Here is a 26,405-nt window from a genome sequence, read left to right as displayed (position 1 = left end):
ATACATTATTATCTATGCGCTATTTTCTGTTTAAAAACTGCCATAATAAATTTCGGAATTCGTTTGAGTCTATGGATTCGTTTGATATCCTTAAAGCTACGATAAAGCCACTCTAAATTGAGTTTTCTCCATATGAGTGGCGCTCGTTTCACTGTACCACTAAACACATCGATAGATCCGCCGACACCCATCATAAAAGTATGTTCAAAGGCATCACGATGTTGTGCAATCCATTGTTCTTGTCTTGGATAACCCATCCCCACAAAAATAAAGTCCGGTTGAAAATCACGTATTTCATTTACCACTGTGATATCATCTATTTTAAAGAAGCCATGGTGTCCAGCAACAACACTATTTGGATATTGTGTTTGAATATTTCTTACTGCTTTCGTAATCACTTCATCCGTTGCCCCTAATAAAAATACACGCTTTTCTTCTTTATCAGCAATCTGCAAACAAGTTTCCATCACTTCTATACCTGGAACACGTTCTTTCAAAGGCGTCCCCAGTATTTTTGCCGCTTTTACAATACCCGTGCCATCTGGAATGATGTAATCAGCCTGCTGTATCACATTTCTATATGATGGTGTTTCCGAAGCATAATGAATAATTTCGGGATTTGCTGTGACAACAAACAAATTATGCTTAGTTTCTGCCTTACTATATGCTTTAATCACTTCATACATGTTTGTCATCGTTACATTATCAAACATAAATCCTAAAACATTCACTTGTCCATGCTGTTTTATCAAGGAATATGCATGATTGTTTGAAGGTTTAGATGTATTCATCATCAAAGCTCCTTTCACCTATTTTTCATTTAATATTTATTTCACTTTATCACGTAATACCATCAAATTCATCTCTATCCTTAAAATTCCTACTTCTATGCTATACTTTTATACCATAATAGGAGAATGGGATTAGTCGTTTTACAAAACGTCTTTCAGTTTCAAGCGCCCACTGCTATGGTACGTATCTCTACATCCCTAACGAAGCGAACACGATATTTCAACGCCTAATATAAGACTGAGGACCGTAGAATATCTGCATCATGTACATTATACTCTATATTAAATGACACTATAGAAAGGATTATTAACTATGAGTGAACAACCATGGCTGATTTCACCTATTCCAATATCTATTTTTCTACTCTGTATGATTACAGGACTGTACTTATTAAGTTACTATTATCGAAGCCATCCTATTCTATCGGCACTTAACATTGCATTCAATTACATCCCTGTGCTTACGCATGAATTCGGACATGTACTTTTTAATCGATTAAGTGGTGGCCGTGTTTTAGATTTCGTTGTTGTGATGACACGTAGAGAACGTCAAGAAACCGGGCAACAGGGATATGCTGTCACACAAAGTAAAAGTCGAATTGGTCAAATTTTTACGACAATTGGTGGTTATATTATGCCACCACTTATGCTCAGTATTGGCTTGATTATGCAAAGCAAAGGTCAAGGTGTTATATTTATTCTTTTATATGTTGCTATCTTTTTATACTTTACGTTTGTAACATCCAGAAAAGTCGCACCTATGATGATAATCGCCTTTCTTTGTCTTATTGTCTATCTCGGTCTACAATCTGAAAACCTACATAATTATTCATTGATATATCTACTCGTTTATCATTGGTTACTTGGTACGTTGTTGGGTGAAGTCATTCAATCATCCATTACGATTGCACAACTCACTTTTGCACGTCCGCAACCTAATTGGGATGGTACCGCATTGCGAAATATTACACATGTGCCAACCTTTGTATTTTCTTCATTATGGATATTATTAAATGGTGCAAGTATATACTTTTTATTCGATCAACTCTTTACAGGTCCCTATACCCTCTCGCTGATTCTGATATAACACAAAAAAGCGTACTGAAACTGAGACTTCATCAATTCCTGCATTGAGAAACCGTTAAATGGTATTCTAAACGCAAGATTTTGTCTCAACTTAGTACGCTTTTACTTTATTCCTTCTCTCCAAAAATAACCGTTGCATTATGATAGCTTAAAATAACGGTTTCTTCTCGGCTCTGAATTTCTAACATTTGATTAATCTCATCTTTTCGCTTAATCGTAACTGTATCACCAATAGACATCCCCTTACTCGATAAGTACACAAGTAAGTCTGTTTTATCACGCACGCGGCGAATGACAACAACATCGCCCTCATCATATTCTAAAAGTGACGTGCGATAATATTCTTCATATGATTCATCTCTTGGAATCACCCCACCATGTGGACATGTTTCTGGGTAATTTAATAATGCATCTAATCGATCTACAAATAAGGGAGACACACGATGCTCTAACACTTCTGCTTCTGCATGTACTTCTTCCCATGTATAGCCTAAAACCTCTATTAAAAACAATTCTATCAATCGATGACGTTTAATAACATCCAATGTATAACGCAAACCCACCGGTGATAACTTCACACCTTTGTATGGTTTCGTTTCTACATATCCTTCTTTTTCTAAACGTCCTACCATCTCACTCACTGAAGGGGGCTTAATATTTAAAAACTGAGAGAGGGTCTTGTTCGATACGTATGTTTTCACACCATCGTGACCTAAGATTGCCTTCAGATAGTCTTCCTTTTCTTCCGTTAACATACTTTCACCTCTTGTAAAGATTACTTACATTGTATCACGAAATGAATTGACATTAGTAATTTTCAGTATATAATATTAAATAGTTAGGGTTACCTAAAGTTTTATTAAGAAGGTGTTAAAATGCTTTCAATAGAAAATTTAGATTTATATTTAGGGCGCAAACATATTTTAAAGAATATTTCATTAGAACTCCCCCTTCACGGTGAAATGATTGGGATTATGGGCCCGAATGGAAGTGGGAAGTCCTCTCTTATTAAGTCAATGATTGGTGAACTCCCTGCAAATGGTTCCATCACACTAAATCAGCAGCCAGTAAAGCAATGTTTAACTGATATTACATATATTCCACAAAAGTCTCAGCTTGATTTAGACTTCCCAATTAATGTGGAAGATTTAGTGCTCTCTGGCTGTTATCAGGATACCGGCTGGTTTAAACGTATACCTAAAAGAATGAAACAACGTAGAGATGCACTTCTGCACGAATTATCACTCTATGAATTGCGTAAACGTGCGTTAAACACACTGAGTGGTGGACAACTACAACGTATTTTTATTGCACGTGCACTCATGTCAGAAAGCCAAGTCTACCTGTTAGACGAGCCTTTTGTCGGTATTGATTTTAAAAGTGAAGCCATTATATTGGAGAAACTCGAAACACTTAAGCAAGAAGGGAAACTCATCTTAATTGTACATCATGATTTGGCAACCGCTTCTCAATACTTTGACCGTATCTTACTGCTTAATCAATCAGTACAATTTTTCGGTGAAAGTTCTGAAGCATTAAAGCCTGAACATATTGAAACTGTATTTTTGAGTCAGCAATCACTAGCAAACTCAGAAGACCATGCACATCATAGAAAGGAGTCAGAACAACATGTCATTCATCCAACATCTCTTTGAGTATCAATTTCTATCACGTGCTATGTTGACTGCTGTACTTGTTGGCATCGTATGTGGTGTTGTCGGATGTATTATCATCCTTCGTGGCTTATCACTAATGGGTGATGCGATGAGTCATGCTGTGTTACCAGGTGTCGCGCTCTCTTTTCTATTCAACATTCCAATGTTCATTGGTGCACTCATTACAGGCATGTTGAGTAGTGTGTTAATTGGATATATTTCTGACAGTTCTAAAACTAAAAAAGATGCTGCCATTGGTATTACATTTACTGCCTTTTTAGCATCAGGGATCATTCTAATAAGTTTGATTCACAGTGCAACAGATTTATATCACATATTATTTGGTAACATTTTGGCAATTACACAATCTGCATTTTATACAACTTTATTTGTGAGTGTGATTGTCTTATCACTCATCGTCATCTTATATCGTCCACTCAAAATTTCAACACTCGACCCTGTTTTCAGTCGAATGAGTGGATTAAATACTAAATTGCTGCACTACTTTGTCATGCTTTTATTAGCACTTGTCATTGTCGCAAGCGTCCAAACAGTAGGTGTCATTCTCGTTGTTGCACTGCTTGTGACACCCGCATCAACTGCTTATCTTATTACGAATAAGCTTTCAACAATGATGCTGACATCTTCTCTTTTTAGTGTGATCAGTGCCACATTAGGTATTTATTTAAGCTTTAAATTTAATTTGCCAAGTGGTGCAGTGATTGTGCTTATTGCAACATTGCTGTATGCCATCACATTTATTTTTGCAAAACTCATTCAATCTCATCATAAAGGAGCGTATCAAACAACATGATTAAAAGAATACTTACGTTATGTATTATCGCACTCGTATTAACTGCATGTAGTTTTAACAGTAATCAATCACACGATAAGGTGAAAGTTGTCGCAACAAACTCTATTTTAGCGGATATGGTTAAAAATATTGCTGGTGATAAAGCAGAAGTACACAGTATCGTCCCAGTCGGTCAAGACCCACACGAATATGAAGTAAAACCAAAAGACATTCAAGCGTTAACGGATGCTGATGTCGTTGTCTATAATGGTTTCAATCTAGAAAGTGGAAACGGTTGGTTTGAAAAAGCATTAAAACAAGCTGATAAGTCACTTGATGATGCATCTGTTGTACGTGCCTCTAAATCTGTGAAACCAATCTATTTAAAACAAGGCGATAAATCTGAAGAAATGATTGACCCACATGCTTGGTTGAGTATTAAAAATGGGATTCAATACGCTAAAAATATTCAACAAGCACTCATCAAATCAGATGACGCCCATAAAGATGATTACAAAAAACAAGGCGATGCATATATCAAAAAATTAGAAACACTCAGTGAAAAGAGTCAGGATAAGTTCCAAGACATCCCTAAAAATCAACGTGCGATGATCACAAGTGAAGGTGCATTTAAATACTTCGCACAACAATATGACATCACACCTGGTTACATTTGGGAAATCAATACAGAAAACCAAGGAACACCACAACAAATGAAACAAGCCATTGATTTTGTGAAACAACACCACATCAAAAACTTACTTCTTGAAACAAGTGTTAGTGATAAAAGTATGAAGAGTCTCGGCGAAGAAACAAATGCCGAAATCTTTGGTACTGTTTATACAGATTCTATTGGTAAAAAAGGTAGCGATGGTGATTCGTATTATAAAATGATGGAAAGTAACATTGATACCATTCACCAAAGCATGGTTCAAAACAACAAATAATATAAAAGTAGCGTCTTCCAATGTCATTCATTGAAGGACGCTACTTTTATATAACTATTCTTTATCGAGTCTTGAATAGATCTTTTTACGTCGTTTTGCACGCTTTTCAATACGTATTTGACGTTTCTGTTCTTCATCAATATCATCTTGATTTAGGTCAGCATCTCCTGTGTTCGCATCTTTCTGATACATATATGCACCTGTGCGATAAGCCGCACGTGATACAAGGTGCCCCCCTACTGGCGATGTAATATTAATAAACACCAATGCTAATAATGTTCGTACACCCACATACCCTTGGGAGAAGATAAAGTAAATAAATACCCCTACTAATGTTAATAGTACGGCTGCTGTTGATGCTTTTGTTGCGGCATGAATGCGTAAAAAGACATCTCTAAATCGTACTACACCAATCGCACTAATCAGCGCGATCAAGCTGCCTCCAAATACCATAATGGCTGCAAATAACTTAATGATTTCGTTTATTGTTGCCATTAAACACATTCCCCCCTTCAATAAAGCGAGAAATCGTTATGGAACTTAGGAACGAAATAATCGCAATTAAAAGTACTGAATCTAAGAATGAGACAGTATTAAACAATAAGCTCAGTACCCCTACAATACACATGACAATCGCACTGATTGCATCGAAGGCAACGACCCTATCTGCAGTAGTAGGTCCTTTAATGAGACGAAATAATGCTACAACAAGAGATACAGCAAATAGTACGAGAGCAGCTGTTAAGAAAAATTCTGTCCATGCTGAAATCATTTCGTCACCTCCAAAATAAGTGCTTCATATTGTTTGATACTCTTCAATAAACTTTTACGCTCTTTATCTGTTAAATCAATCGCATGAATTAAAAATAGATTCGGATCTCTATTCACCCGGATGATTGTTGATCCTGGCGTAATAATAATCATAATTGTCAAGAAGGTAATGGCCCAATCTGATTCGAGTTTTGTTTCATAACGGACAAGGCCAGGAGCCATTTTATTTGTTCGAAACAAGACGTAGTTTGCAATCGAAAATGTTGATGTAAACAATTGATACAAATAAATCATCAAAAATTTAAATGATACCCAGATTTTTTTCGGATAAAATTCTTGCCCGAAGAACTTATGCAATAAATAAATGATAATTAAACCAATTAAATAGCCAAAGAAAAATGTAGGAAAACGAAAGGCATCTTCATCTTGAAATAGTACCCATAAAATAGCGATCATCATATTCAAACCAATTTGTCTCATCTAATGACCCCCTCGTAAGTCCGGATTGACCATTTTTTCATACATTTGTACATCCATATTCATCTTTGTAGCTAAATCCGTCACTTGAATAATAGGTGGTGCCATCAAACCAAGTAGTAGCGTCACAACTGTTAAAAACATAATAATATGTTTTCTTACAGGCTTGATTGGTTTATATTCAATAACCGCGCCTTTTACATCGTTACCAGTATACATATGGAAGAAAACACGGAAAAGGCTAAACATTGCAACTAAACTTGTGATAATCATCAACGTAAGTCCAATATAATGTTGATGTTCAACAGCACCAAGGAAAATTAATAATTTCCCGGGAAATCCACTAAATGGTGGTACCCCACCAATCGCTAATGTTACAACGACAAAAGCAACACCAAGCCATGGTTCTTTTTTAGCTAAACCTTTCAAATGACGATATTGGCGATATCCTGTTGTATAAACAATAATCCCAATGACTAAGAATAAAAGGGCTTTTACTACCATATCATTCATCAGATAGAAGATCGCACCATTAATCCCTTCAACTGTATTTGTTCCTAGACCAAAGATCACAAAACCGATAGATAAAATGACTTGGTATGCTGCTATTTTTTTAATATCTTTATACGCGATTGTTCCGACGGCTCCAATGACCATCGTGATACATACCATAAAGACAAGCAATGGTTCAACAACATTTCCGCTTTGGTTAAAAATTAATGTGAAGAAACGAATCAGTGCATAGGCACCTACTTTTGTCATGAGTGATGCAAACAATGCTGCAAGTTCGGTATTTAATACGGCATATGCTTTAGGAAGCCACATGAATAGTACCAGTACTGCCTTAGATCCAAAAGCAACAATGAATGACATTGCGACTAAATGAATAGCTGTGGGATCATCCATTTCTTGAATACGTATCGCAATGTGTGTAAAGTTTAACGTCCCAACTTGTCGATACAATAAGCTAATACCAACGAGAAATATCCATGATCCAATGACGTTCAGTACGACATAGATAATGCTTGCACGCAATTGTTCAACGGATTGCCCCAGTGTTACTAATACAAATGATGCGAGAAGCATAATCTCAAACATCACGTAAAGATGGAATACATCAGACGTTAAAAACGACCCAATAACTCCTGTCGTTAGAAAGAGGATAAATGTTGGCAAGTAATAACGACTCGCACGCTTTTCACCACGACCAAATCCAAACATAACAATGGACCAGACAACAAAGAAAGTGGTCGTTACAAGTAATAAACTTAAAGCATCTCCAACATATTGAATACCAAATGGCGCTGGCCAACCTGAGAAGTCCAATACGATCGGTTTATAGCGCATCACATAGATAAGCATGTAAAGCGATACAATAAAGCCAGAAAACAATATGAGCAATGAAAAACGACGTGCTAGTTTCACTTGTTTATTGAACATACCAACGAGTAATGCCCCAACAAGTGGTAAGAGAAGTGGTAAGGCTAATAAGTTATCATTCATCGTCTTCACCTCGCGTTAACACATCAATCTCATGTTCTTTCGTTACTTTAAAAGTACGGTATACCAGTACGAGTAGAAATGCGGTAATCGCAAAGCCGATAACAATTGCCGTTAATACAATCGCTTGTAACAGTGGATCCACATAATTCTCATATCCTGACACAATCAATGGTTCTTTTTTATCAACAGTATACTCACCCATACTCATGATAATAATGTTGCCGGCATACGTATAAATCGCAATACCAATCACAATTCGTATCAAATTACGAGAGAGCACCATATAAGTACCAATGAATACTAAAAAGCCAATAACGATAAGTAAAATAATATTCATGATCGCCCTCCACTCAATGATAAAATTGTTGTCACAACTGTACCGACAACGATAAGTAAAATACCAAATTCAAATAGCGTAATTGTTGATAAGTGTACCTCTCCAAAATATGGGAAGTCTACATACCAATCATGCTGATATAGAATATTCTTACCAAAAAATACAGGTGCAACCGCCGTACCGATGGATATTAATGCTCCGACAAGACTTAAAAGACGGAAGTCAATCGGTAGTGCCTCTAAAACTTGGGCCACATCATAAGCTAAAAACATTAAAATAAATGCCGAGCTCAGTACTAATCCGGCAATAAAACCACCACCAGGATTATTATGACCCGCAAAGAATAGATAGAGGCCAAACGTTAAAATGATAAATACAACAACATGCGTTACGGTTCTTAATACTAAATCATTCTCTTTCATCTTGACCTCTCCTATCTTTAAAGTTTAGTAATGTATAAATACCGAAACCAGCAATAACAAGCACAATGCCTTCTGCCATCGTATCAAGTGCTCGGAAGTCACCCAGAATAGCATTTACAATATTTTTACCACCAGATTTTTCATAAGCATCATGATAGTATACAGAGATTGTCTCTAGTGCATCTGCTTGTTGAATCATGAAAACAAGTCCAACGACTGTGAGTGCTGTCATCAGTGAGATAGTAATTTTTACCGTTTCACGTTTCAAATCAAACTGACCACGTGGAATATTTGGAAGTCGTGAAAAACTTACAATAAAGAGTACTGTCGTAATCGTCTCTGTTACAAGTTGTGTAAGTGCTAAGTCTGGTGCACGCATTAAGATAAAGAACAATGCGACAGCATATCCAATACCCCCTGTTAAAATGACCATCGTTAAACGCTGACGGATAAAAATCAATGCAATTCCGATAAGAATAATCGTCAACAACAGTAATACGTGAAACAGATGATAATCTGTCACATCAATGCGATACAACTCTGGTACTCCCACACGATATAAACCGTATAGATTAATCGCAAAGTAAAAAACAAACGTAATGACAATATAATAATTCAATCGATTGTTCATTAATGTACGCAGTCCCCAACCAGAGTGGGTTTCAAGAGACTGACCAGAACGTTCAAGTAGCTTTGGAATCGTCCATTTTTTCGGTTCAACAATCAAGTATTTCTTCAAATCAACACGTAATACAATGAATGTCCCTACTACAATAATGATTAAACTCATCATCAACGGTGCATTAAAACCGTGCCAAATTGCAAGATGTGGTGCCAAGGTCGCTGTTTCTTCATTTACTACGACACTTGAAAACGCTGGCTGAATCAAGTTCGTTCCAACCCAATCCGGTACGATAAACACAATGGGTAATAACAGTGCTAATACCACCGCTGGTAAAATAAATAATTTGGGTTCATGTACATGTTGTTTGCTCTGTGCTTTGCCAAAGAACGTGACTTTAATCATATTTAAAGCGTAGATGAAGGTGAAAATACTGGCGATAAAACCAATACTCACAATGATAAATGTTAAAATTGAGTTAAATGCTGATAATTCATTCGCATGAATTAAGCCCTCAAAAAACATTTCTTTACTGATAAAACCATTTAAAAGTGGTACACCCGCCATTGATAATGAGGCTGCAAACATCGCTATCATTGTTAATGGGAGATAGCGACGTAAACCACCTAAATAACGAATATCACGTGTTCCCATTTCATGATCAATCAACCCAACGCCCATAAAAAGTGTTGCTTTGAATAGTGCATGATTAAATAAATGGAAGATGGCAGCAAATAAAATATAAGCATACGCTTCAAGCATCACACTGTCCGTTGCTTTTGCAATACCTCCACCAAGACCCACCATGGACATAATCATACCGAGCTGACTAATCGTTGAATATGCAAGAATTCCTTTTAAATCACTTTGACGAATGGCTGTATATGATCCATAAATCATGGTAATTAAACCAACAAAAGTCACACTATACGTATAAAAGTCGCTATATCCTAAAATAGGTGTAAAGCGCATTAATAGGAAAATACCTGCTTTAACCATTGTTGCTGAATGTAGATAGGCACTGACAGGTGTCGGTGCTGCCATCGCTCTTGGCAACCAAAAATGAAATGGAAATTGTGCTGACTTTGTAAAAGCACCTAATAATAGCATCACAATAATTGGAATAAATAGTGGATGTGTTGCAATTTCTTCACGCATCGCAATCTGTTTAGTGATTGTGTTCGTTCCTGTAACAACATACAACATCATAAAACCAACAAACATTGCCAAACCGCCTAGAACCGTTACCATAAATGATGTCATGGCGCCCTTTTGGCTTTCTGTACGGTCATACCAGTAACTGATGAGTAGAAATGAAGAAACACTCGTCAATTCCCAGAAAACATACAATATGATTGTATTATTTGATAAGACAATTCCGATTATACTGAACATAAACAAGATAAGATAGGTAAAAAATCGAGGTAAATCATCATGTTCATAAGATAGATACTGTGTTGCATAGAAAAATACTGCCACACCAATCAGAGAAATAAGTAGCCCGAAGAACAAACTTAAACCATCTAACCGTAGCACTAAGTTAATGTCATACGCTGGCAACCATTGATATATTTCAGTTACATAGTGCTGGTTCAACACTTTGGGAATATGGTATAGAAAAACCCCTGAAGCAATCAACGGTGCAATTAATGCAATATAGCCTGGTAATTGCTTCGTTTGCCATTTCATCATTATGAGTAAAAGTAACATAACTACTAATAATGAAATGAGTAAGCCAATCAGCATAAAGATGCCTCCTTATTATTTTTTATAAATTAAGCACAATATTCGTATGGGCATCCTCTTTAGATACGCCAATAAACTTTCTCGTTTCTTGTGCTGTTTGATGTCCTAAATATTTTTGAATAATTGAAATAGACACACCTGAACGATATGTATGATAAGCAAATGTTTTACGTAAGGTTGTTAATCCAACATGGGGGATACCTAATTCTTGGGCTGCTGAATGTACAATACGATACGCTTGTTGACGACTTAAGCCCTTTTTAGTTCTTTTAGATTGGAACAATAGATCCTCAAATGCCAGCCCTTCAGTTTCAATGTAATCCATCAACTCTTGCCTTAGCACTTCTGGCAAGACAACACGAATCTCTTGGGAACAACAAACGTCCCAATGTGTAATCATTGCATGCTTTCCTTGCAACACATCTAAAACAGTCAAATTGAGTAATTCATTCAGTTTTATACCCGTATGTATCGCAAATTTAAACAGTAAATAATCTCTTTGTGACTGTGCTTTTAAGAAAGCATACATTCTTTTTATATCTTCATGATTTTTAATTGGATCTACACATTTCATCACATTCACCCCCAACATATATGTTTCATATATAATCATATAATATATTTATGTTACATTAAAGAATTTATTCTTGTATTCTTTTTAAAATTTTTCTATTTTATGACAGCTCAATTCACAAAATACTTGTCGTCAAGTCATGTATGCGTTTACACCTATTTGTACGATTTCCAACATTTTTTGTCCCTATTCTATTATTTGTTTCGATATATAAAGTGAAAGGAGGTCAAACATATGAATACAAAACAAATTTCACTCATTTTGACACAGAACATCATCACTTCAGAAGGAAAAGTAAGTAAAACAACGCGTAAAATTAATCAATTAAATCCAGATGCAAATAACGACGATTTACGTAGCTTTGCTTCAATCATTGAGACTTTAACCGGAGAAAAATATGACCAAGTTGAAGTCGTCAAAACATCTACTATTAATATGTAAAGGAGATTATTTCATGAACAACAAAACTTTAGATATCACATTTGATACAGTTCAGCAAAAGCCCGTCCGTCTCTCTTTGGCAAATATCCAGCAAAAGATAGTGAAAGAAGTCGTATCATCACAAGCTGAAAACATTGCAAAATTAAATATTTTATCAACACCGAGCTTACAAGTTACACATGCTAAAACAGCACAACTTATCGACAAAACTGTTACAATTCTCTTCTAAATTGATAAAAGCGCAACGAAGCACCTATCGTGCTCCGCTGCGCTTTTTTATTAATCATATCGTGGTCGAAAACGTACTTCATCCCCGTAAAACACTTTACGTCTGCCTAATTTTTCACATATTGCATATTTATCATAAACTTCTATTACTCGTGCTAATGTTTTATACGACTTAGCAGCATTAAGTACTTCTACATAATAACCTATTCCTAATTCCGATTCACTTTTAACATTCACAAAAAACATTTGATCATTTAATACCCGTACGACTTCATGTTGCATCATCTTTATCACCACACTTATTAATCACTTCAGATTCTATATTAGAAATTACCTTGGCTCCGTTAACTTATTTACTTATTTTTGATACTTGTCAAAGCATATCAGTCCACATGATATCTTACAAGACAAAGTTTTGTTACATATTTTTGAATTAATAGTATAATAAGGCTATTCAATCATATCTATCAAAGGTGAATAAATATGCTTTTTTCACTAATATTGTTAGGTTTAGTTGCAGGAGCCGTGATCCCTTTTCAAACTTCTATCAACACTAGACTTAGCTATTATACACAGTCTACATTCTATGCCTCTACCATATCATTTTTTGTTGGTACGTTGTGTTTAATGATACTCATCGTTAGTTTATCTCCACATATTCTCTCAATAAATTATTGGCAGACACTCACTATAGATGAAACATGGTTCATTGGTGGCATCATGGGCGTACTCTTTTTAACAGGCAATTTACTCTTATTACCTAAAATCGGGGCTTCATTGACAGTTATCTCAACAATTACAGGGCAAATCATGATGGGATGCTTGATAGATACTTTTGGTTGGTTCCATATCTCTCCACAACCTTTTACATTTATTAAAGCATTGGGGTTATGTCTGCTTCTTTTTGGAATTGTTCTAATGAATATACAGAGGCGTCACACCATGCTAAAACAATCTAATGATTCACTTATTTTATGGATTGTTGCTGGATTATTATTTGGCTGTGCGCCTCCTATACAAGCTGCTACGAATAGTGCATTAGGTCAAAACGTGAATTCTCCCTTTTTAGCAGCCTTAATCTCATTCACTGTCGGTACAATCACATTATTTATGATTACTGCCATATGTCATAGAAAATTCCGTATTAAACGTATCCACAAAGAATATGGTTCACTGAGATGGTGGTATTTTATCGGAGGCGCATTAGGTGTTTTATTTGTCACAACAATCATTATTTTAACCGCATATATCGGCGTAACTTACACATTAGTCGCAACGATGATAGGACAAATTCTTGCCAGTCTTATAATTGATCACTTTGGATTATTGGGAATCCCATCACGTAAAATAAGTCCACAACGCATCATGGGACTCATCATTATTTTATTTGCCGTTGTAATCATTCATTTTGCTCCCTAAACAAGGCTGTGAAAGGAGGGGTTAGGATTTAAGCAGAATCTGCCCAATGAGTAATATCGCTTTTGATGTTGTCAAATTGCATGTAGTAGTTGATTGACATGCGCCTGTGTCTTTTAAGACTTGTCACATCCCTAATCACCTTTACAGGGGCATTATAACAAAACTTTTATATTTTTCTGTAGTGCTTCCTATTCTGTCGAAAGTCCTGCTCCTTGTACGCTGACATTCGGTTTCTCAGCATATACATTTATTATGTTTCAACCTCGTGGTACGAACTGTTATCATCCAAATATTCTTGTAATGTGTAAATTAAAAAATGGCTATTTATGTCTTTCAAATATTCACAAATCAAAACTTGCCTATTCGTTAACAGTTTGTATAATAATGGTCGTAAACAAACTAAAAACGAGGTGTTTATAATGAATCGATCCTTAAAATACACGCTTATTTGCGCTACACTCCTAATACTCTTTTGTATTCCTTTCTATATTTGGTGGCATATAAAAAATCCTCCTATCCAGACGATAGAAGCCAAGTTTTCATACCCATATCAAACAACAGGTATTGTGCAATCAGACTATTACTATCTTATCCGTTATCAACCAAAATATGGTCAAATTCAAGATATCCACGTTAAAGATGGCCAATCTATTTCTAAAGAATCCTCTGTCCTCACATACTACAATCCACTTATCATCCCAGAAATAAATGCGCTATCTAGTATTACCAAGCAATTTTCGAATACACAACAAGCTTTCACCGGATTACGTGAACTCGTTAAATTAAAGTCTCAACTCTATACAACGATACAATCACCTATCCAAGGAATCGTGCGTTTGCATGAAATTGTACCTTCAAAAAAAGATTCAATAATATTAGAAATACAATCAAAAACACAATCTATTATATTAAATTTACCTGAAGAAATTTATACAAAATTGGCACATAATCACACTGTCAAATTAGAACACATTGGTACACATCAAATCGTCAAAGGGCACATTACTGCTATGCTAGAACCTTCTAACACCTCTATTTCAGATAAACAAAATCTGTATTATCATGCTTATATTAAGATAGATAAACATTATCCTATCGGTTCAAAATTTACAGTTTATTTAGGTACTCCAAAAATGATTTTTCCTTCTGATATTTTATTGCATAAAAATTATGTTGTAATTCATAAAAATGGGAAATATGTTAAACGTATAATAAATTATGATAGAATGAATAAGCAACTTATAATTAAAAGTGGAATATTTGCTGGTGAGAAAATTGTATGAAATCCTAGCGAAACAGCCTTAAAAATCAAGTAGTCAATCCACCCACCTACCCAGTATTTTTATCACAACTGTTTCCCATTGTTATTGTAGTCACACGCATATGCTGGTATGAATATAACAATTTGTCTGCATTCAAATTTGTTATATAGATTTTTCACCTAAATTCTTTCAGACCAATACCTCTTTCATTACTAAGCACATTTTCTTACATTCATTTTCAATAAGTAAAATAACAGATACTTTTACCGGACACGCTCTATCATGATATATATTTAATTTTATATAATAATACTTACTATTTTATTGAATATATATTTTGAAAGTAAGCAAAGTTAACCTGCCATAATATGCAAGTCATGTATATCAGCGCAGACTATTACATTCACATGTTGGACTGCTGAAGTAATACAAGGTTTGAACACTTTGAATCTTTAGCCACCTAAGTCAAGGGAGACAGAGATAACCTTTTCACACAATGTGATGCGACGACAGTTTGCATACTATGTGCACACTCAATGATATAAGTGAATTATTTTTAGCGATGTATTATTTAGGAGGCTATTGCAATGACTGTATCAAAAATTAAAAATTGTTTTGAACTTTTATCCATGGTAACTTATGCGGATAAATTAAAAACTATGATTAAAAAAGAATTCCATATGACATTTGAAGAATTTGCAGTATTAACTCATTTAAGTCATAAAATTGAAGCTGAGTATTTCTTAAAAGATATCATCAAAAATCTTAATTATAAGCAACCACAAGTAGTAAAAGCGGTTAAGAACCTCTCTCAGGATGGTTACTTTAGTAAAAGACGTAACGAACATGATGAGCGTACTGTAATTATTTTAGTTGATGATAATCAGCGTAAAAAAATTGATACACTTTTAGATCAAGTGAACACAAAAATTAAAGAAGCAAATATTAAACCAAATTAAGAAAAATGGCATATATTGATGGACTTTCCACCAATATATGCCATTTTATGTTCAATTCTTATCTTTATTAGATGATAAATCAATTGTATAAATAATGATCATTACAAGTAACATAATCCATAATGCAATCGATATATATTGTGCAATTTGTGAGTCTGGCACAATGATATCAATCGTTTTTTGTAAAAATAGTAGACCAATCCCTGTATATTCATAATGACGACGGGACAATCCGTATACTGTGATGACCATCCCTATCATAGCAACTGCTATATGCGGATATTGCGTGACAACATGAATACCTAATGTCATATCAAATGTATGCATTAGAATGAGTACAAATGATGCTACTGCAAGAAATAATCCCAAATAGCGCTCAGACATATTATGATATAAATAATTTTTATGTTTTATTCTCAGATATATAAGTGCAGATATAGGTAGAATAACGAGCATATATAAAATAAATAAACCTGTAACTGCTCCGAATGGGACAAGTTGCTTATGATACAAATAAGCAATCATAATAAAATTAATCACAAAAAAGACCACAGGATTAAAATGCATAATAAATAAATTCTTTTGTATCGTCAAAAGAATTTCAGCTACAGATTTCTGTCTATAAGCTGTGTAATCTATATTTTGTTCTTCAGATTTTTGAATATCTTTTCTCAAACTCTCTTTAACATCACCAATGACTCTTGGTGCAACGCCTTGGTCTGTTAAATACATTTCTACGTACTTTAATAATTCACGATCATTCTCTCTCATCAAAAGCCTCCATTTTTCAAAGGCGGGAAATTTAAAGTCCATATAGAACGATTAAATTCCGAGTATATCTACTGACTCACCAAATCAGCTTCAAAGCTTGAAAATACCTATAATTTTTTAGTTTTACTTTATACACTATGCTTTTATATCTATACGGTATAATTTTAAAACTTTATCATTTGGATGTTCTGTGGCAAATTGGTAGGAATTTTTGCCATCCGAAATATATCCTGTATTCCCTGTTATTTTATTATAATGTGCACGTTTAATCGCTGTATCACTCGTAAATTTTTGGACTTCTTCATAACTAGGTCCTTGAAGTTCATCATAACTCATTGATACATAGATTACTTTAGCTGTAGCTTTATCATTATTTGCGGTAATACGCAGTAAACCTTTTTCTGTATGATATTCATAATATTGTTCATCACCAAATGCAGCACTCGTATGAATTCCTTTACCCTTTTTACGGATAATGTCTTTCATGTCTTGCCCTATTTTAACTCCTTCTAAAACTCGTTTCCCTTTTTGTAAGGATTCAACAGATTGAATCATGTTTCCCTCTGAAGCATGAACAGGTACAATGTTAAAAGTCAGTAACATTAAAATTGTTAAAACCCAGGCACACAAGTGTTTTCCCATGGAACATACACTCCTTCTTCTTCCAGTTTAAACTAACTTGCTATGCCCAGTATAACCTAAATGTCAAAATAATAACAGTAAGATTACAAAAGTATTACAATTCCATATTCTTTGTTGTTTTATGCATGAAGTCTTTAACTGTTTTAAGAAAATGGTCTTTTTCTTCCACAAATGGATAAACGCCTGAACGTTTAAACAGTGAAAATGTAGCATAAGATAATTGATCTGCAACATCTTTTGCTTCTAAAGAGGTTACCCTTTTATTGGCCTGACCTGAAATAACGAGTGTACGTGTATGAATATTCGGTAATAATAGTTCAACATTTGTATTAAGAAAAGCGTTGTCCACTGCTGCAGCTTCATAATCCGTTAGTAAAGCTGCTGAATCATTAACACCTTTCAAAAACTTTCTCACTTTTCCATTTGAATAATACAAATGTTTCTCTAAAAACTTCTCTTGCTCACTTTTATCCCATGTACGTATTTTGGCAGCATACTTTCTAAACAAACGGTCATGAGGTAATATGTCGTCTTGTACCGTCGGATTAATCAGCACTAATTCTTTTACCATTTCAGGATGACGTGCAGCAAGATCCAATGCGATAGAACTTCCTAATTCATTAGCAATCACAGTTGCACTTTCAATATATAAATAATCCTTCAATTCCTTAATATCTTGGCTGAAGTCATTAAAACTAATTTTTAATGGTTTATCTGAATAACCATGTCCACGCATATCAAGTAATATCACTTGGAAATATCTTGATAAACGTTGTGCAATGTCTTCAAATACTGTGTGATTCATATAAATAGAATGAATCATGACAATTGGATAACCGTCCCCCATTGATCGATAATTAATAGCCGTTCCATCAGACGTTCTAAATAATTTCATTCGTATCTACCTCCTTAGGCACCTCTAAAATTTCTAATAATTGTTCAAGTGATGTGATTTCATAATCCATTTCTGACTCAAGCGGTGCAAGTTCCGCATCATGATGTTCGTGACGATACCAAACACTTATCATTTCTAGTGCGTGTGCAGGTGCAACATCATTTAAGGCATCATCTCCTACATAGAGGACTTCTTGTGGCGTTACTTCCAATTTTTCCATAATATCTTCATAAATACGTGGGTGCGGCTTGCGAAAACCTACATTTTCAGATGTGGAGAGATGGTTAATATAATCTTCAATACCTAATGCGTACACGCGGTATTGTTTAATTTTTGATTTTCCGTTTGCAATGACACCAATTCGATATCCGGCCTTATGAAGCTTTTTCAACGTATAATGTGTATCGTGAAATGGAAAGACATAACGATAAAAATGCATCTCAAAGTCCCTGAATAAATCCTTCCAACTCAGTCGATCGACATTAAATTGTTTAAGAATTTCTTTATATAGATCAGGCTTATCATGATCTTCATCATCATCTAATTCAATAAATTTTTTACGGAAATCTGAAAACTGTACACGTACAAAATAATCATGAAATCGTTCATATTGTTCCTCTATGAACTTCTCTCGTGACTTCTCACGATCTAACAATGTCCCCTCTAAATCAAATATAATTGCTTTTATATGCGATGTGTTCATTTGTTAACCTCATCACTTTCTTTAAAAATTCTATGCTTATATACTAATCAATCGTTTTTCGTCCTTCAACGATCATCAAATAAAACATTAATGGAATCCCCAATAATGCTAATACAATGCTTGCTGGCAATTGTATTGGTGATAATATTTGTGCACCTAATACATCAGCTAATACCATAACAGTCCCACCAATAATGAGATTCAGAAGCATTTTAAATGACAAACTTGCATGTATGGTACGTTGAATAAATTGAGGTACAACCATACCAATAAAGCCAATCACCCCTACATATCCTATGATAACTGTCGCTAAGATTGTCGCAAACATTAATACAGTTAATGAAAGTCGTTGAACATTGAGTCCCAGTGCTGCACTAGACAGTGTATTTAATTGTAGTAACTTAATCTGTGGTGTGAGTAAAAATAAGCATATCACTACAATAATCAATGTTACTAGTACATAGATTACTTCCCGATATTCTGCAGATGAAAACCCACCAAATAAATAACCCAATATATTTTGCAGACGCTTAGGATTTAATTGTACAAGCAAATAAAGTGCAGCATTCAATAGTGCACCGATCATAATCCCAGATAATATTAAAGATTTCGTTGGATAACCTGATGTTAATAACTGTGCAATACTAATAACAATAAATAAAGTTACGATACCAAAAATAATTGCGAATGGCGCAACCCACATAAATGCCAGTCCAGAAAAGATAGCAATGGCTGCACCTAATGTTGCTCCATTTGCTAAACCTAGTGTAAAACTATCTGCTAAAGGATTGTTCAAAATCAGTTGATACATTTGACCTGCCAACGTCAGTCCCATACCTGCTAATAGCGCCAATAACACTCTCGGCAATCTGACTTGCCATATCAATGTTGGTGTAAGCGCACTCTGCCAATCTAACTGACTAAACAATGCATATGCGACAATACCTATCAAAAAAAGGCTCCATACACTCAAGGTTATGAAGCCTTTCCACTTATGATTATTCATAAATTGCATCTCTCAATTTTTTCATTCCGTCATCTAGACGTGGACCAGGACGTGATAACAGGTCATCATTTAATGCTTTGATGCGTTCTTTTTTCACTGCTGTTACCTCTTCAAAGCCACCACGTTGTGAGACTGCTTGTTGATAGTCAGCTGTTGTCACACCTGATGTTGTCAGCATTACATCTGGATTCTTTTTGATGATTTGTTCTTTATCAACTTTTGGCCATCCTTCTTGATCAGCGAATACATTTTCAGCTTTTAACTGACGTAACATATCATTCATGAATGTATGATTACCTGTTGTATATATTTCAGGTTCAGATGCAATTTCAACAAAGACTTTTGGTGCTGTCTTTTTCTCAGGAATACCATCGATGACTTCTTTAATATTCTTTTTTGTTTCTTTAACAAGAACTTGTGCTTCTTTTTCAGTACCTGTTACTTTACCAACCTGTTCAAATGTTTGGTACATTTCATCAATCGATTTTGCATCCTTAATATATACGACTTGAATGCCGCTCTTCTTCAAGCTTTCTAATACTTTTCCTTGTGATGCTTTTTGTGTTTCGTGTGCAACGATTAAATCTGGCTGGGCTTTGATGAGCGCTTCTTTATTTAAGTTCATTGCATCAAATTGTTCTTTATCTTTCACTTCTTTTGGATAATCATCTACTGTAGACACCCCTACTACTTTGTCACCAAGACCTAACTCATACAAGATTTCTGTATTACTAGGCATTAAAGAAATAATACGCTTTGGTTCTTTACCAGATGACTTACCACCTTCATCAGGCTGGTGTGCATTAAAACTACACCCCGCTAATATAAGCATCATCACCATTAATAATACAATATGCTTAATTTTCAACTTTCACACCTCTATTATTAAATAAATATCACAACTTGCTACATGGAAACATGGGGCTGGGACATCATCAATTTGTGCTCTGGGAAATCAAAATGTCAGTGTGCGATAAGCAAGACTTTCAATGGAACCCAAAGCACTTCTCCCATAACTTTGTTAAAAACTGATGCTCTCTTCAAACCGATTCAACCATACGTCAACGCTATCGTACTATCTATTACATACTTTCAGGTGCTGATACACCGACAAGTTTCAGTGCATTACGCAATGTAATACGTACAGCATCAATCAAGGCTAAATGCGCTTGCGTTTTGGCATCGTCATCTGTTAAGACTTTCTCAGCATTATAAAACTTATGGAAGTGTGCTGCAAGATCTTGAATATAGTTTGTAATACGGTGCGGTGCTCTTGCTTCTGCTGCGCCTTCAATCACGGTTACAAACTCAGCAACTTTCTTCAATAATTCAATGGCTTTTTCATGTGTGATTGCACTATAATCACTACCCGCTTTCACTTCATAACCTTGTTCAGCTGCTTGACGTAAAATAGAACAAATACGTGCATGTGCATACTGAGCATAGTAAACAGGATTGTCTTGAGATTGTGTTTTGGCTAGTTCCATATCAAAGTCAAAGTGTGTATCCGGACTACGCATTGTTAAGAAATAACGGGCCGCATCAATACCGACTTCATCCATAATTTCACGCAATGTGATGGCATTACCTGTACGTTTACTCATTTTCACTTCCACACCATCTTGCATCAAACGTACCAATTGCATGATTTGAATTTCTAAACGTTCACTATCTACACCAAATGTTTCAAGAGATGCTTTCAAACGGTTGATATAGCCGTGATGATCCGCTCCAAACAAGTTGATTAACTTATCATTGCCTCGCTGAATTTTATCGTAATGATAAGCGATGTCTGGTAAGAAATATGTGTATGTACCATCTTTTTTGATAAGTACACGGTCTTTGTCATCTTTAAAATCTGTTGTGCGTAACCATGTTGCATCGTCTTTTTCGTACGTGTAGCCAAGTTCATTCATTTTTTCTAAAACGGCTTGAATGTCGCCTTTTTCATATAGACTCGTTTCACTAAACCAATTATCAAAATGGATATTGAAGCCTGCTAAATCTTGACGTAACTTGCGCATTTCGTAATCAACACCCAGTTTACGGAACACTTCAATACGTTCACTATCTGACATCTCTTGAAGTTCAGGACGTGTTTTTGCTAAGTCTTCCCCTATACCTACAATATCTTTACCATGATAACCATCTTCTGGCATCGCCATTTCTTTACCTAAGCTTTGCCAATAGCGTGCTTCAATTGACTTCGCTAAGTTTGTAATTTGGTTACCGGCATCATTGATGTAATATTCTCGTGTCACATCATAGCCTGCCGCATCCAGAATGTTACTCAACGTGTCACCTACTGCCGCATTACGCGCATGACCGATATGTAAGTCACCTGTTGGGTTAGCTGATACGTATTCGATTAATACTTTTTCATTTTTAGGCGTTTCAACAAGACCATATTGTGTATCCTTATTTAATACATCATCAATCACGACATGTAAGTAACTTGAATCTAAATAAAAATTAATAAACCCTGGACCAGCAATATCTACTTTTTGGACGTGTGCCGCTTCAGTATCTAAGTTTTCAACAATCAGTTGTGCAATCTCGCGTGGATTACGCTTTGCAATTTTTGTTAAAACCATAGCAATATTTGTTGAATAATCACCATTTTGTGTATCTTTAGGGATTTCAACTTTAATCGCTGGAACTGTTTCAGCAAGTTCTGCTTTCTTGATACTTTTTTCAATTTCTTCAATTAATGTTTGTTTCACTTGATCAATGATATTCATTCTAACACTCCTCATATGTCAATTCGTATTGATAGGTGCCGATTGGTTCCTCACCTTGATATAGCTTGTAATGTACTTTGAGCTTACCACCAGTTGCTGTTAGAAAGTGTAGCACGCGCAATGTTTCAACGGTAAACACCATCTTGCCTTCTGGAATGTGATAATACGATGTCGTTTGCTGACCTTCTACCAGATGTAATGTCATATGGACATCGCCTTTACGTATAATTTTAATACCGTCATCTGTTACTTTAACTGTCACATGTACGTTATTACCTTCGATTGTCTCATCATAGCGTATAAATTCAGCATTCTTTTGAACACGCACACCTTGTGTCTTATGTGTGTATTGTTGTTTCGAATCACCTTGTTTAACGACTTGATGTGTTTGAATTGTTACCTGTTGTTCCACAGAGGTATCCACCTTACTTTGCGAAATAATACAAGACATTATAACATACAATTGCTATAAAAAAAGCGTGAATCTGCAAAGCTGGGGAATCCTCCCCAACTTGCTATCAACACACTCATTTCACTTCATCTATACTTCTAATGCTTGACGTAATTCATTACTAGAATTGCGCCACATTTCTTCGTTATGCTGTTTTAAAAATGTTGCAAGCACACGTTTATTGTCCTCACCAATTTGATCAATAATCACTTTATGTTTCATCGACTTATCCATCATATTTACGTGCTCAGGCATGCTTTTAAATCCACGGCGAATTTGTTTATTCACTAATAAATACGCTGCTGTTAAGCCTGCATAATAAGGACCTTGTGCCCCTCTTTCAGTTGTCACCCAGCAGAGCCAATATGGTTTTGCACCATCCACATCAACCGTTTCTTTGTCTGTAATCCATTTGACACCTTTTTCTACATCGGCACGTGCATGCATTGCACCAATATCAATAAATGCTTCTTGCGCATCAATATCAATAAAAACAGGTGCGATATTATCCAAACTAATTGCACCAATATTTGTACCTTTGTGACCATCTAATGGGTCGTTTTTAATAATGTTAAAATTAAAACCTTTTTTCTCTGCCACGAAGACGCCTCCATTCATCGTTGTTATATGATCTTAAAGATTATTTTAATTCATTAAGTAAGTTAACAATCGCCTCTTTAAGTTCTGTATCTTGAATATTCAATACGAGTTCTTTCGGATAATACAATTTGTAGTCTTGACGTTTGATCCCTGTAATACTAGAGATAATACGAGACTGACTGCTGATTTCTCGAATATCTCCATTCGGTTTCAACAGATGAATTGATTTACGATTAGAACCCGGTCTATCATAATCATACGGTAAGTCTGAAATAGAATCACTCACAAAATAATATGCTGGATCAATACCTGCCTTTTCAAAGAGGTCTATTAACTCCGTTTGCGTAATGTAACTACCATCAAACGGTAGAAACTTTAATAAATCCCGTTGAATAAACCGTCGGGATAAATCACTTAGAATCTGATCTGTTTCATGCATCCATTCTTTTAAATAAAATACCACATCTGTCTCATCTAACTTAATATACGCTTCGAGTGTCACATTATTTTCGAAAAATGGCACAAAGTCTCGAGGTGCCGTTTGAAATTGATAACCTTGCTCATATAAATATTTTGCACGTTTAAAACAATTATTTAAGAGAACTTCTCCACCACGACTGACAGGGTGAAAGTAAACTTGCCAGTACATCTGATAACGGCTCATGATAAAGCTCTCTACCGCATGCATACCGCTTTCTTTAATTAAAACTTCATCTGATGATGGACGCATCAAACGTAAAATTCGCTCCATATCAAACTTACCATATGATACACCTGTAAAGTACGCATCACGTTGTAGATAATCCATACGATCAGCATCAATTTGTGATGAAATCATTGAAATGACAAGTTTATTATCATGTGTCTTGTTAATCACTTCTGCCACTTCTTTTGGAAAAGTCGGTGATACTCGTTTCAATACATCATTTACTTCCGTGTCACCTGTAATAATGGCTTGGGTGTATGCCTCATGATCTGTGCCAAATATCTTCTCAAAACTATGCGAAAAAGGTCCGTGACCTAAATCATGTAGCAATGCTGCACATAATGCCAATGGACGATCAGCATCTCGCCATTCTTGTCGTCCTCTGAACGTCTCATCAATCATACGTCTCACGATTTCATATACACCAAGTGAATGTCCAAACCGACTATGCTCTGCAGTATGGAACGCAAGATTTAATGTCCCTAGTTGTTTAATACGTCTTAAACGTTGAAATTCTTTTGTTTTAATTAAATCCCAGATCAACTGATCCTGGACATGGATATACCGATGGATTGGGTCTTTGAACACTTTTTCTTCAGACAATTTACGATTGACATATGTTTCTTCTACCAATCGACATTCCTCCTTTAAGAGGCACTAGGCCAATTGCTTTTTCATCAATGCAAGTGACATTGTCTCGCCATACATCACATGTTCGTATGTACGTATCACTTCAAAGCCTTCACCTTCATAAAACGCTACCGCTTTTTCATTGTGCGTATCGACTTCTAAATATACCGCATCATATTGTCCTTTATAATTAGCCAATCCTTGTTCTAAAAGTAAACGACCAAAACCTCTATTTTGAGAGTGAGGACGCACATAGTGAGCTGATAGATAGAGTTCGCTTCCTTGGATAAAGTTTGCAAACCCAAGAACTGTTCCATCTTCTATCGCTACTAAAAATAATTGTTCATCTAATCTTTTAAGCAAATGTGCCTCATTATATGAAGCTGCTAGTAAATCATTCACAGTACTCGCAGCATATATATTTAAGTACGTGTTGTACCACGCTTTTGTTGCAACATCGCGAATACCAATGACATCTTCGGGTGTCGCTTTTCTCACTTCATACACCATATTATCGCTCCTTATACGCTATAGAATACCTTTGATTATACCACAAATTCTACTTCATATGAGGAGTATTTAAGCCTTGCTACTATGCTTGTTCCGCTGCATATTGCTCATTCCATTTTGCCGCTTCATTCATTGCATACGTATCTTTGGATATTTCTCCGGGTGATTTCGCATAACCAATCAAATAATCTTGTAAATGTGCCCCTAAAAATTGCAAACTATAATCAACTTGTTGCACACAAGGTAGTGCCTTCACGCGTGGGCTGTCACCACCTATTAAAATCAATCGGAAGTTAATATCTGATAGACGCGTTTTCGCTTTTTTATATTTAGAAGTCTTTAATACTTCAGAAAACTGTTCTATAAAATCTTGCATCGTTGTACTAATGGTATACCAATTAACAGGAGAAACGAGTATGACATGTTCACTTGATAGTATTTGTTCTGTCACGCGCTGAAAGTCTCGACAAATATCATCATCGCTATTCACATCGTCGTTCTCTGATGATTCAATGACATCTGCTAAATGAATCCATTTATAGTCTTGTCCTTCAAGTACATGTTCTGTTAGCTTAACCGTGTTTCCCTTCTCACGACCACCGCCAAATAATACTGTAATCATTTTTAAACATCCCTTTTTATTCTCTCTTTATCTATATTTGTATAGGTCTTATTCCCATTTCAGACAAACATTATTCATGGAAGTGGTGATTTGCT

At 35.4% G+C, this 26,405-nt stretch carries 32 protein-coding genes; 9 read left to right on the top strand and 23 right to left on the bottom strand.

Annotated features, from left to right (window positions below):
* Positions 1-8: 8 nt before the first annotated feature.
* On the bottom strand, positions 9-791 hold the full coding sequence (gene tarA / locus MUA88_RS01735) for an N-acetylglucosaminyldiphosphoundecaprenol N-acetyl-beta-D-mannosaminyltransferase TarA (protein ID WP_262604439.1): 783 nt from the start codon (positions 789-791) through the stop codon (positions 9-11).
* 313 nt (positions 792-1,104) lie between these two features.
* On the opposite strand from tarA, the gene MUA88_RS01730 reads away from it, so the two are divergent.
* Positions 1,105-1,878 carry a M50 family metallopeptidase gene (locus MUA88_RS01730; protein ID WP_262604438.1) on the top strand — a complete coding sequence of 258 codons (774 nt, stop codon included), beginning with the start codon at positions 1,105-1,107 and terminating at the stop codon, positions 1,876-1,878.
* Positions 1,879-1,984: 106 nt separating this feature from the next.
* On the opposite strand, the gene MUA88_RS01725 is transcribed toward MUA88_RS01730, so the two are convergent.
* Positions 1,985-2,632: a metal-dependent transcriptional regulator gene (locus MUA88_RS01725; protein ID WP_262604437.1), complete on the bottom strand. Its 648-nt coding sequence runs from the start codon at positions 2,630-2,632 to the stop codon at positions 1,985-1,987.
* Between the two features lie 120 nt (positions 2,633-2,752).
* On the opposite strand from MUA88_RS01725, the gene MUA88_RS01720 reads away from it, so the two are divergent.
* From MUA88_RS01720 to mntC, 3 genes are read left to right on the top strand one after another with little or no spacing between them, the layout of a single operon-like run.
* On the top strand, positions 2,753-3,532 hold the full coding sequence (locus MUA88_RS01720) for a metal ABC transporter ATP-binding protein (RefSeq protein WP_262604436.1): 780 nt from the start codon (positions 2,753-2,755) through the stop codon (positions 3,530-3,532).
* Positions 3,507-4,346, top strand: a complete 840-nt coding sequence (locus MUA88_RS01715; protein ID WP_262604435.1) for a metal ABC transporter permease — start codon at positions 3,507-3,509, stop codon at positions 4,344-4,346. The genes MUA88_RS01720 and MUA88_RS01715 overlap by 26 nt, the downstream gene beginning before the upstream one ends.
* Complete coding sequence (mntC, locus tag MUA88_RS01710; RefSeq protein ID WP_262604434.1) at positions 4,343-5,272, top strand: manganese ABC transporter substrate-binding lipoprotein MntC; 930 nt, start codon at positions 4,343-4,345, stop codon at positions 5,270-5,272. Before MUA88_RS01715 ends, mntC begins: the two co-directional genes overlap by 4 nt.
* Before the next feature lie 54 nt (positions 5,273-5,326).
* Here the strand turns inward: mntC and MUA88_RS01705 are convergent, their stop codons facing one another.
* Genes MUA88_RS01705 through MUA88_RS01670 form a run of 8 tightly spaced genes read right to left on the bottom strand, consistent with a single transcriptional unit; the run spans position 5,327 to position 11,724 of the window.
* Positions 5,327-5,767, bottom strand: a complete 441-nt coding sequence (locus tag MUA88_RS01705; protein WP_262604433.1) for a Na+/H+ antiporter subunit G — start codon at positions 5,765-5,767, stop codon at positions 5,327-5,329.
* A complete protein-coding gene (locus tag MUA88_RS01700) occupies positions 5,742-6,044 on the bottom strand; it encodes a monovalent cation/H+ antiporter complex subunit F (RefSeq protein WP_262604432.1) in 303 nt (100 codons plus the stop codon). The genes MUA88_RS01705 and MUA88_RS01700 overlap by 26 nt, the downstream gene beginning before the upstream one ends.
* Entirely contained in the window at positions 6,041-6,523 is a 483-nt protein-coding gene (locus MUA88_RS01695) for a Na+/H+ antiporter subunit E (protein ID WP_262604431.1), read from the bottom strand. Before MUA88_RS01695 ends, MUA88_RS01700 begins: the two co-directional genes overlap by 4 nt.
* The gene (locus MUA88_RS01690) at positions 6,524-8,023 is read right to left on the bottom strand and encodes a Na+/H+ antiporter subunit D (protein ID WP_262605682.1); all 1,500 of its coding nucleotides are present in this window, start codon (positions 8,021-8,023) and stop codon (positions 6,524-6,526) included.
* The gene (gene mnhC2, locus MUA88_RS01685) at positions 8,016-8,360 is read right to left on the bottom strand and encodes a Na+/H+ antiporter Mnh2 subunit C (RefSeq protein WP_095115379.1); all 345 of its coding nucleotides are present in this window, start codon (positions 8,358-8,360) and stop codon (positions 8,016-8,018) included. The genes MUA88_RS01690 and mnhC2 overlap by 8 nt, the downstream gene beginning before the upstream one ends.
* Positions 8,357-8,782: a monovalent cation/H+ antiporter subunit B gene (locus tag MUA88_RS01680; RefSeq protein WP_262604429.1), complete on the bottom strand. Its 426-nt coding sequence runs from the start codon at positions 8,780-8,782 to the stop codon at positions 8,357-8,359. Before MUA88_RS01680 ends, mnhC2 begins: the two co-directional genes overlap by 4 nt.
* Entirely contained in the window at positions 8,769-11,150 is a 2,382-nt protein-coding gene (locus tag MUA88_RS01675; protein WP_262605681.1) for a DUF4040 family protein, read from the bottom strand. Before MUA88_RS01675 ends, MUA88_RS01680 begins: the two co-directional genes overlap by 14 nt.
* 22 nt (positions 11,151-11,172) lie before the next feature.
* Positions 11,173-11,724: a tyrosine-type recombinase/integrase gene (locus MUA88_RS01670; RefSeq protein WP_262604427.1), complete on the bottom strand. Its 552-nt coding sequence runs from the start codon at positions 11,722-11,724 to the stop codon at positions 11,173-11,175.
* Between the two features lie 234 nt (positions 11,725-11,958).
* Here MUA88_RS01670 and sroA point away from each other — a divergent pair, with 234 nt between their 5' ends.
* Positions 11,959-12,165, top strand: a complete 207-nt coding sequence (sroA, locus tag MUA88_RS01665; protein WP_262604426.1) for a sigS mRNA-stabilizing protein SroA — start codon at positions 11,959-11,961, stop codon at positions 12,163-12,165.
* A 13-nt stretch (positions 12,166-12,178) separates the two neighbouring features.
* Positions 12,179-12,394, top strand: a complete 216-nt coding sequence (locus MUA88_RS01660) for a DUF2922 family protein (RefSeq protein ID WP_262604425.1) — start codon at positions 12,179-12,181, stop codon at positions 12,392-12,394.
* A gap of 50 nt (positions 12,395-12,444) precedes the next feature.
* On the opposite strand, the gene MUA88_RS01655 is transcribed toward MUA88_RS01660, so the two are convergent.
* Positions 12,445-12,678 carry a hypothetical protein gene (locus MUA88_RS01655; RefSeq protein ID WP_262604424.1) on the bottom strand — a complete coding sequence of 78 codons (234 nt, stop codon included), beginning with the start codon at positions 12,676-12,678 and terminating at the stop codon, positions 12,445-12,447.
* Positions 12,679-12,876: 198 nt separating this feature from the next.
* On the opposite strand from MUA88_RS01655, the gene MUA88_RS01650 reads away from it, so the two are divergent.
* The 3 genes from MUA88_RS01650 to sarA all read left to right on the top strand — a co-directional run bounded on the left by MUA88_RS01650 (position 12,877) and on the right by sarA (position 16,033).
* Entirely contained in the window at positions 12,877-13,812 is a 936-nt protein-coding gene (locus tag MUA88_RS01650) for a DMT family transporter (RefSeq protein ID WP_262605680.1), read from the top strand.
* 419 nt (positions 13,813-14,231) lie between these two features.
* Complete coding sequence (locus MUA88_RS01645) at positions 14,232-15,095, top strand: HlyD family secretion protein (RefSeq protein WP_262605679.1); 864 nt, start codon at positions 14,232-14,234, stop codon at positions 15,093-15,095.
* A gap of 566 nt (positions 15,096-15,661) precedes the next feature.
* Positions 15,662-16,033 (top strand): global transcriptional regulator SarA, encoded by a 372-nt coding sequence (gene sarA / locus MUA88_RS01640; protein ID WP_262604421.1) that lies wholly within the window; start codon positions 15,662-15,664, stop codon positions 16,031-16,033.
* Positions 16,034-16,084: 51 nt separating this feature from the next.
* Here the strand turns inward: sarA and MUA88_RS01635 are convergent, their stop codons facing one another.
* From MUA88_RS01635 to MUA88_RS01580, 12 genes are all read right to left on the bottom strand, one after another.
* The gene (locus MUA88_RS01635) at positions 16,085-16,804 is read right to left on the bottom strand and encodes a hypothetical protein (RefSeq protein ID WP_262604420.1); all 720 of its coding nucleotides are present in this window, start codon (positions 16,802-16,804) and stop codon (positions 16,085-16,087) included.
* A gap of 135 nt (positions 16,805-16,939) precedes the next feature.
* Positions 16,940-17,446: an SA0570 family protein gene (locus tag MUA88_RS01630; protein WP_262604419.1), complete on the bottom strand. Its 507-nt coding sequence runs from the start codon at positions 17,444-17,446 to the stop codon at positions 16,940-16,942.
* 94 nt (positions 17,447-17,540) lie between these two features.
* A complete protein-coding gene (locus MUA88_RS01625; RefSeq protein ID WP_262604418.1) occupies positions 17,541-18,341 on the bottom strand; it encodes an alpha/beta fold hydrolase in 801 nt (266 codons plus the stop codon).
* Positions 18,328-19,044 carry an HAD family hydrolase gene (locus MUA88_RS01620; RefSeq protein ID WP_262604417.1) on the bottom strand — a complete coding sequence of 239 codons (717 nt, stop codon included), beginning with the start codon at positions 19,042-19,044 and terminating at the stop codon, positions 18,328-18,330. Before MUA88_RS01620 ends, MUA88_RS01625 begins: the two co-directional genes overlap by 14 nt.
* 43 nt (positions 19,045-19,087) lie before the next feature.
* Positions 19,088-20,050, bottom strand: coding sequence for a FecCD family ABC transporter permease (locus tag MUA88_RS01615; protein ID WP_481906558.1), 963 nt, complete (start codon positions 20,048-20,050; stop codon positions 19,088-19,090).
* The gene (locus tag MUA88_RS01610; RefSeq protein ID WP_481906567.1) at positions 20,043-20,891 is read right to left on the bottom strand and encodes an ABC transporter substrate-binding protein; all 849 of its coding nucleotides are present in this window, start codon (positions 20,889-20,891) and stop codon (positions 20,043-20,045) included. The genes MUA88_RS01615 and MUA88_RS01610 overlap by 8 nt, the downstream gene beginning before the upstream one ends.
* Before the next feature lie 241 nt (positions 20,892-21,132).
* Positions 21,133-22,791 (bottom strand): arginine--tRNA ligase, encoded by a 1,659-nt coding sequence (argS, locus tag MUA88_RS01605; protein WP_262605678.1) that lies wholly within the window; start codon positions 22,789-22,791, stop codon positions 21,133-21,135.
* A gap of 1 nt (position 22,792) precedes the next feature.
* The gene (locus tag MUA88_RS01600; RefSeq protein ID WP_262604413.1) at positions 22,793-23,203 is read right to left on the bottom strand and encodes a YwiB family protein; all 411 of its coding nucleotides are present in this window, start codon (positions 23,201-23,203) and stop codon (positions 22,793-22,795) included.
* Positions 23,204-23,332: 129 nt separating this feature from the next.
* On the bottom strand, positions 23,333-23,860 hold the full coding sequence (locus tag MUA88_RS01595; RefSeq protein WP_262604412.1) for a YwhD family protein: 528 nt from the start codon (positions 23,858-23,860) through the stop codon (positions 23,333-23,335).
* A 22-nt stretch (positions 23,861-23,882) separates the two neighbouring features.
* A complete protein-coding gene (locus tag MUA88_RS01590; RefSeq protein WP_262604411.1) occupies positions 23,883-25,181 on the bottom strand; it encodes an HD domain-containing protein in 1,299 nt (432 codons plus the stop codon).
* Between the two features lie 24 nt (positions 25,182-25,205).
* Positions 25,206-25,685: a GNAT family N-acetyltransferase gene (locus tag MUA88_RS01585; RefSeq protein WP_262605932.1), complete on the bottom strand. Its 480-nt coding sequence runs from the start codon at positions 25,683-25,685 to the stop codon at positions 25,206-25,208.
* A gap of 85 nt (positions 25,686-25,770) precedes the next feature.
* Positions 25,771-26,310: a flavodoxin family protein gene (locus tag MUA88_RS01580; protein ID WP_262605677.1), complete on the bottom strand. Its 540-nt coding sequence runs from the start codon at positions 26,308-26,310 to the stop codon at positions 25,771-25,773.
* Positions 26,311-26,405: the final 95 nt, after the last annotated feature.

This window comes from Staphylococcus sp. IVB6240 (assembly GCF_025558425.1).
Classification (GTDB): domain Bacteria; phylum Bacillota; class Bacilli; order Staphylococcales; family Staphylococcaceae; genus Staphylococcus.
This window is presented reverse-complemented; position numbering and strand designations above follow the sequence as displayed.